This is a genomic window from Prosthecobacter sp. (assembly GCF_044222565.1).
In the GTDB taxonomy this organism is placed as follows: Bacteria; Verrucomicrobiota; Verrucomicrobiia; order Verrucomicrobiales; family Verrucomicrobiaceae; genus Prosthecobacter.
In genome coordinates, this window is the sequence record NZ_JBGANA010000016.1 from 171663 (window position 1) to 177862 (window position 6200).

The 6200-nt window shown below is 60.1% G+C and carries 6 protein-coding genes; 1 reads left to right on the forward strand and 5 read right to left on the reverse strand.

Translation table 11 applies throughout. From position 1 onward, the window contains the following. Positions 1-23: 23 nt before the first annotated feature. The 5 genes from ACILSR_RS22130 to mtnB form a co-directional block, all read right to left on the reverse strand. A complete protein-coding gene (locus tag ACILSR_RS22130) occupies positions 24-2423 on the reverse strand; it encodes a VWA domain-containing protein (protein ID WP_395751977.1) in 2400 nt (799 codons plus the stop codon). Between the two features lie 103 nt (positions 2424-2526). Then, entirely contained in the window at positions 2527-3621 is a 1095-nt protein-coding gene (mtnA, locus tag ACILSR_RS22135) for an S-methyl-5-thioribose-1-phosphate isomerase (RefSeq protein WP_395751978.1), read from the reverse strand. Next, a complete protein-coding gene (gene mtnC / locus ACILSR_RS22140; RefSeq protein ID WP_395751979.1) occupies positions 3618-4304 on the reverse strand; it encodes an acireductone synthase in 687 nt (228 codons plus the stop codon). Before mtnC ends, mtnA begins: the two co-directional genes overlap by 4 nt. Further along, positions 4301-4894 carry a 1,2-dihydroxy-3-keto-5-methylthiopentene dioxygenase gene (locus tag ACILSR_RS22145; RefSeq protein WP_395751980.1) on the reverse strand — a complete coding sequence of 198 codons (594 nt, stop codon included), beginning with the start codon at positions 4892-4894 and terminating at the stop codon, positions 4301-4303. The genes mtnC and ACILSR_RS22145 overlap by 4 nt, the downstream gene beginning before the upstream one ends. Positions 4895-4909: 15 nt before the next feature. Continuing rightward, positions 4910-5572, reverse strand: coding sequence for a methylthioribulose 1-phosphate dehydratase (gene mtnB, locus ACILSR_RS22150; protein WP_395751981.1), 663 nt, complete (start codon positions 5570-5572; stop codon positions 4910-4912). Between the two features lie 121 nt (positions 5573-5693). Here mtnB and ACILSR_RS22155 point away from each other — a divergent pair, with 121 nt between their 5' ends. After that, positions 5694-6065, forward strand: coding sequence for a YkvA family protein (locus ACILSR_RS22155; RefSeq protein WP_395751982.1), 372 nt, complete (start codon positions 5694-5696; stop codon positions 6063-6065). The last annotated feature ends 135 nt before the right edge of the window (positions 6066-6200 follow it).

Sequence of the window (6200 nt, forward strand, 5' to 3'; positions counted from 1 at the left end):
GAGTTGGGATGAAATCGGGAACGTTATTTCGCATCCAGCGTCAGCTCAGTGAGCGCGTTGGGTTTGATCTCCACTTCCTGCTCGGCCTTCTTGCCGTCCTTGCTGCGCACCACCAGCACCTTGCCAGCAGGGAGGAAGAGTTTTGCATTTTGATCATAGGAGTAGGTGATCTTTTTGCGTTCGCCCTCGGCATTCACGGGGCCAAACACCTCCCAGTCACCCGGAGTCGAGGAGCTGGCCTTGAGCGTGCCTGCGTTCAAATTCATCTGCATGGTGGTCATCTTGCCCGCCTGGATCTCAATCTCCGCATTGGCGGTGGCGGCCCCGCGAGTCACCTCCACGCGATACTTGCCGGCCTTCAGATGAAGCTTTGGCTGCGCATCGTAGCTGTAGGTCACTTTCGCTCTTTCGCCTTCCGCGTTGGGTTCTCCAAAAACATCCCAGTTGAGGCCTTCCGGCACCGGATCAGCGCCATGCGCCATGATAGCACTGGTGGAGAATGTGCCGGCGTTGAGGATGATCGGCGCTTCCGTGAGCTTGCCTGCGCTGATTTCCACCTCTTGCTTCGTCTTGGCGGCACCCCATTCGTTTTGCACCGTGTATTTCCCGGCAGGCAGGCTGAAGGAGGGCTGGCCGTCATAACTGAAGCCCGCCTTGGCGCGGTTTCCTTCAGCGTCAGCAGCGCCCAGGATTTCCCAGGACAGATCCTTGGAAATTGGCTCAGCCCCTTCTGTGGCGAGAGCGGAAAGCTTCAGCTTCCCGGCGCCCAGGCTCACCACTTTTTCGGTCGTGGCACCCGCCTTGATCTCCACCGTGGTCTTGCCCTTCGCATTCCCATAGGCCACCTCCACCACATACTTGCCCGCGGGCAGTGCCAGCGTGGGCTGCGCCTCATAGCTATAGGCGGCCTTCGGGCGGTTGCCTTCTGCATCGGCTTCGCCAAACACATCCCAGCTCACATCCTTCGCCACGGGCGTTCCTCCTTCTTCCATGACCACGGAGAGCTTCAGCTTTCCGCTGCCCAGCATCACCACGATGTCCTGAGTCTCTCCCGCCTTCACCTCCACCTCTCTCTGGCCTTTGGCATTGCCATAGGTCGCCACGATGAGGCAGGGACCGGAGGGCAGGGTCATCTTGGGCTGCGCCTCATAGCTGTAGCCCAGCTTTTTGCGCTGGCCCTCCGCATCGGGTGGAGAGTAAAGATCCCAGCTGACATCTTTCGCGATCGCCGGCTGCCCCTCTGCACTGATGGCGCTCAGCTTCAGATTGCCGCTGCCCAGGATCACCTTCACCAGTTGTGCGGGGCCTTCTTTCACCTCCACAGTAACACTGGCCGTGGCATTGCCACGCACCGCAGTCAGCAGGTAGGTGCCGGGCGCCACTTTCAGGAAGGGCCTGGCCTCATAGCTGAAGGAAACCTTGGGCCGGTTGCCCTCGCTGTCAGCCGGACCGAGCAGATCCCAGCTCACCTCGCGCTCAAAGGCCACGCCGCCCTCCTTGTCATAGGCTTCGGCTTTCAATCCTGTTTCAGCAAACACCACTTCCTTCGTCACCGTTTCGCCGTCCTTGAGTGTTGCTACCAGCTCCAGAGTCTTGCCGCCAAACTTCGCGCTGATCGTGTATTTGCCCGCCTTGGGCAGTTCAGTGCTCCAATGCCCACCGCTGCCCGTGGCGATGGCGTTTTCACCACCGCCCTCCGCGAACACCTGAAACGCCACGCCATCCAGCAAGGCGCCGCCGGAAGATTTCTTCGCCTCCACCACCAGGGTCGTCACTGGTTTGGCCACCTGCTTCATCGCCATCTCGAGTGAGGATTTTAGGGAGGCGGCATCCTTGGCTGCGAGATACATGCCTCCCGTTTTCTTGGCCAGGCATTCGAGTCCAGAAGACTCGCCCTGCTTGAGATCGAAGCCAATCACGTGACAGGTGAAGTCAATGCCTAGGCGCTCCAGCTCCTCCGCAGCCATGCAGGGATCCTTGTCGCAGGTCTCCACCCCGTCGCTCACCAGGATCACCGACGCCTTTGCTTCCTCAAATCTCAAATACTTCGCCGCCTGGATCACAGCCGCCGTCAGTGGTGTCTTGCCCTTCGGCTCCAAGCCGGACACGGCTTTCAAAATGGCGGCGGCGCTCCTGGACTGGGGGGGCACCAGCAGTTCGATGTCTTCACAATCGCCCTTTTTGCGATGTCCGTAGGCCATGAGCCCCAGCTCCATGGCGGGGTCAATGCTGCCGACGATGTCGCTCACCACCTTTTTGGCGATGTCGATTTTCACCCCGCCGGGCACTTCGCCGTACATGCTGCCAGACGCGTCAAAAACGATGATCGCCCGGGAAGGAGCGGCGGACTGCTGGGCAAAAGCAGAAGGGCTTCCGATCAGCGAAAGCCAGCCCATGAGGGCGGTGACAAGACGAAGATTCATAGAGGGTGATGTTCTTTTTGGGGTAAAACCTGACACAGGCTATTCGGATGCCCGATGCCAAACCGCCGTTCAAAACATCAAAAAAATCAGGGAATGCCCTGATTTAACCCTGAGCCTGCAACTTTCGCAGCGCTTCCGGGGTGGCTGGTACAGCCCCGTGCTCCGTCACCAGTGCGGTGACTAGAGCTGCCGGCGTCACATCAAAGCCATCATTTCGGGCTTCCGTGCCTTCTGGCGTGATCAGCACCTCCTCCCGTACCTCCGTCGCCGTAAGGCCGGGCATGTGGGTGACTTCGCGTGCGCTGCGCTGCTCAATGGGGATCTCCCGAATGCCATCCGTGATGGTCCAGTCGATCGTGCTCACCGGCGTCGCCACATAAAAAGGCACGTCATGAGCCTTCGCCGCCAGCGCCTTCAAATAGGTGCCGATTTTGTTGGCCACATCGCCATGCGCTGTGACCCGGTCGGTGCCCACGATCACCACATCCACCAGTCCGCGCTGCAGCAGGTGGCCGGCATTGTTGTCAACGATCAGCGTGTGCGGCACGCCGTGTTCCTTGAGTTCAAAGGCCGTCAGCGAGGCCCCCTGGCCGCGCGGACGAGTCTCGCTCACCCATACATGTACCTGCATGCCAGCATCATGCGCCTGGTATATAGGCGAGAGCGCCGTGCCCCAGTCCACCGTGGCCAGCCATCCTGCATTGCAGTGGGTCATCACCTGGAGCGGAGCCGCAGGGTCGGCCTTCTTCGCCTGAATGGCGCGGAACAATTCCAGTCCATGCCTGCCGATGGCATGATTCGTCTGTACATCATGTTCGCAGATCGCCAGCACTTCCTGCCAGGCCGCTTCGGCACGCTGCGCCACATCCAGAGGCATCACCACGCGCTTCATCCGGTCCAGCGCCCAGCGCAGGTTGATCGCCGTGGGTCGCGTGGCATGCAGCACATGGTATGCGTGCTGAAGTGCTGCATCCGAGGCGTTATCCCTCAGCGCAAAGAACAGGCCGAAGGCAGCCGTGGCGCCAATCAGCGGCGCCCCGCGCACCCGCATCACCTTGATGGCCTCGGCGGCCTCCTCCATCGTCCGCAGTTCCCGCCACTCCAAGACGTGGGGCAGCACGGTTTGATCGATGATGCGCGCGGTCCGCGTGGCGGGAGCAGCTTCAATGGAGCGGTGGGGCTGGCCGTGAATCTTCATGCGAGTGCTATTTCTGAAAAGGAGTGGATGGCTGGATGGTCGTTCGGAGGCGCAGGCTTGTTTCCCGGCCGGAGGGCCAGCGCTGTAAACATGCCCGCGGTTCTCGCTGCGTCCAATTCATCAATGACATCACTCACGAAGAGAATCTGCTCCGCCGGCAACCCACAGTCTGTGGCTATGGCTCGATAGCTTGCGGCTTCCTTTTTGGAACCCGTGGTTGTGTCGTAGTAGCCGGAGAAATGCACCGTCAGATCGCCGTGCTCCGAATGCGCAAAGAAGAGTTTCTGCGCATGAACACTGCCAGAGGAATAAATGCGGATGTCCAGGCCCAGGCTGCGCCAGTCCGCAAGGGCATGCGGCACATCGTCAAAGATGCGGCTGCGCAGCTCGCCGTTTCTAAAGCCTTCTTCCCAGATCAAGCCCTGCAGGTGCTTCAGTCCGGTCACTTTGGCGTCGGCGTCCATCAGCCGCATCACCGCTGCCTCAGCCTCCGCAGGAGTCGCAAAAGAAGCCTCGCCAGCATCCTTTGCGAGTTGTGCGATCACTTCATCATCCCAGTGCCTGCAAAGATAGGCGCCCGCATGCTGCCGGGCATGGGGAAACATCACGTCATTCACAAAGGCCAGCGGTGAGACCGTGCCCTCAATGTCCAGCAGGATGAGCTTGCCCCCAAACGTGATCATGCGGCGATGGCGACCGCCTGCTCGATCTGGATGCCTTTCACCGCCATCGGATTCGGGCCAAAACACAAGGGCTGATAACCGCTGGCGATCGCATCGCCTGTATAGAGCGGTGTCCAGCCGGCCTTCTCGCGGAAGAGGCGTATGGCCCGGATGGTGCGGTCGGGGCAGAGGTCAAACCAGTGCTTGGTTCCGGCAGGCACGTTGATCAGATCCCCCTCTTCGATCTCAATCGAAAACACTGGCTCTCCGTTTTCGGGATTGATGTAAAAGATGCCGCTTCCTTTGACAATGAAGCGCACCTCATCCTCCGCATGGCGGTGCTCCTGGTTGAACTTGTTCAGCATTTCCTGCAGTCCGGGCAAATCGGGTGTCACATTCACCACATCCGCGGTGATGTAGCCGCCGCTCTGCTTCAGGGCCTCGACCTCGGGAGCATAGGCCGCCAGGATTTCCTCCTGCGTGGCATCCCGATCTATGCGCCCAGCCACCGGCCAGCGATCATAGAGGATGCCATGCGGCAGAAGGAAACGGCGGATGGCATCTGCGTCTTCAATGACGCGGTCTGCGGATGGGATGCGGAGGTAGGCCATGAAAGTAAGTGCTCCTTAAAACGAGCCAAACAGCAAACGCTTCTGCGTGACGACTTCGAAAAGAAACTCCAGCACTTCAACCTGCCGCCGCGCCGCTGCGAGGTCCGCGCCCCAGGTGTAAAGCCCGTGGCCAGCCATGAGAAAACCGTGGCGCAGGGGCTGTGCGATGTCCTTCAGACGCTCTGCGATCACCTCCGCCAGGGACGCGATATTCTGCGTGTTTGGGAAGATCTCAATCCAGGCCTCGGCCTCGTGGGTAGTGATTCCGGTCAGGCCCTTGAGCATTTCATACCCTGCGATGCGCAGCCCGCCATCCTTCAAAAAATGCTCGCTCAAGACCGTGGCCGCCACCGAGTGGGTATGCAGCACCGCGCCCGCCCCATGCCTGGCCAGGACGGTGTGCAGCAGGGCTTCGGCGGAGGGTTTGGGAGAGCCTGCCTGCACCGCCTGCGCCTGCTCGTTCACGACGACAAACTGATCTGGCTGCAGGCGGCCTTTGTCGAATCCGCTGCCGGTCATCAGCAGCGTCAGCGGCTCCCGCCCGAGCACTGCGCTGTAGTTGCTGCTGGTGCCCAGTGACCAGCCGCGCCGGTGAAAATCCCGGCCGCATTCCATGAGTTCTTCCGTCAGACGATGTGTCGTCGTGGGGCAGGGGAGGGGAGAGTTTTCGCCGGACATCGGGCGGCATGTTTCGGGACTGCGCTTGCCGTGTCAATCCCGCCAGTGTGGCAGAATCTCCACATCCCTCCGGTTTCATTGCGGGCTGGACTTCGCGGCGCTCGCTGGTTATTTTTTTAATATGAGCACCCCTCCCAATGGCGACCACGACCTGGACATCGCCAAGGTCAATCAGCGCGCGCAGGAGATCGAAGCCAAGCTGCCCAAGCTGAAAACCGTTTTCGAGCAGACCAAGATCATGCTCAGCATGGTCAAGGACTACTGGACCGGCGCCTATCGCGAGATCCCCTACTGGGCCATCAGCGCGGTCTCTCTGGCCCTGCTCTACGTTCTCAATCCTGCCGATGTCATTCCAGATGTCATCGTCGGGGTCGGCTATCTTGACGATGCCACCCTGGTGGCCTTTTGCCTGAAACTCGTGCAGCGTGAACTCGAGTGTTATCAGGAGTGGCGGACTGCGCAGGCCAAGGCTGACGAAGGCGGAAAGGCCTAGACCAGTTCTCGAAAAGATTGTCATATTCGTGCTGTACTTTTTAGAATCATAGTAATGAATAGGCGGTGGTGGCCCGCCCGTGCATCGAGCTCAATATGGACAACGCGACTCTTGATGAGGTTCGCGTGGCCATGG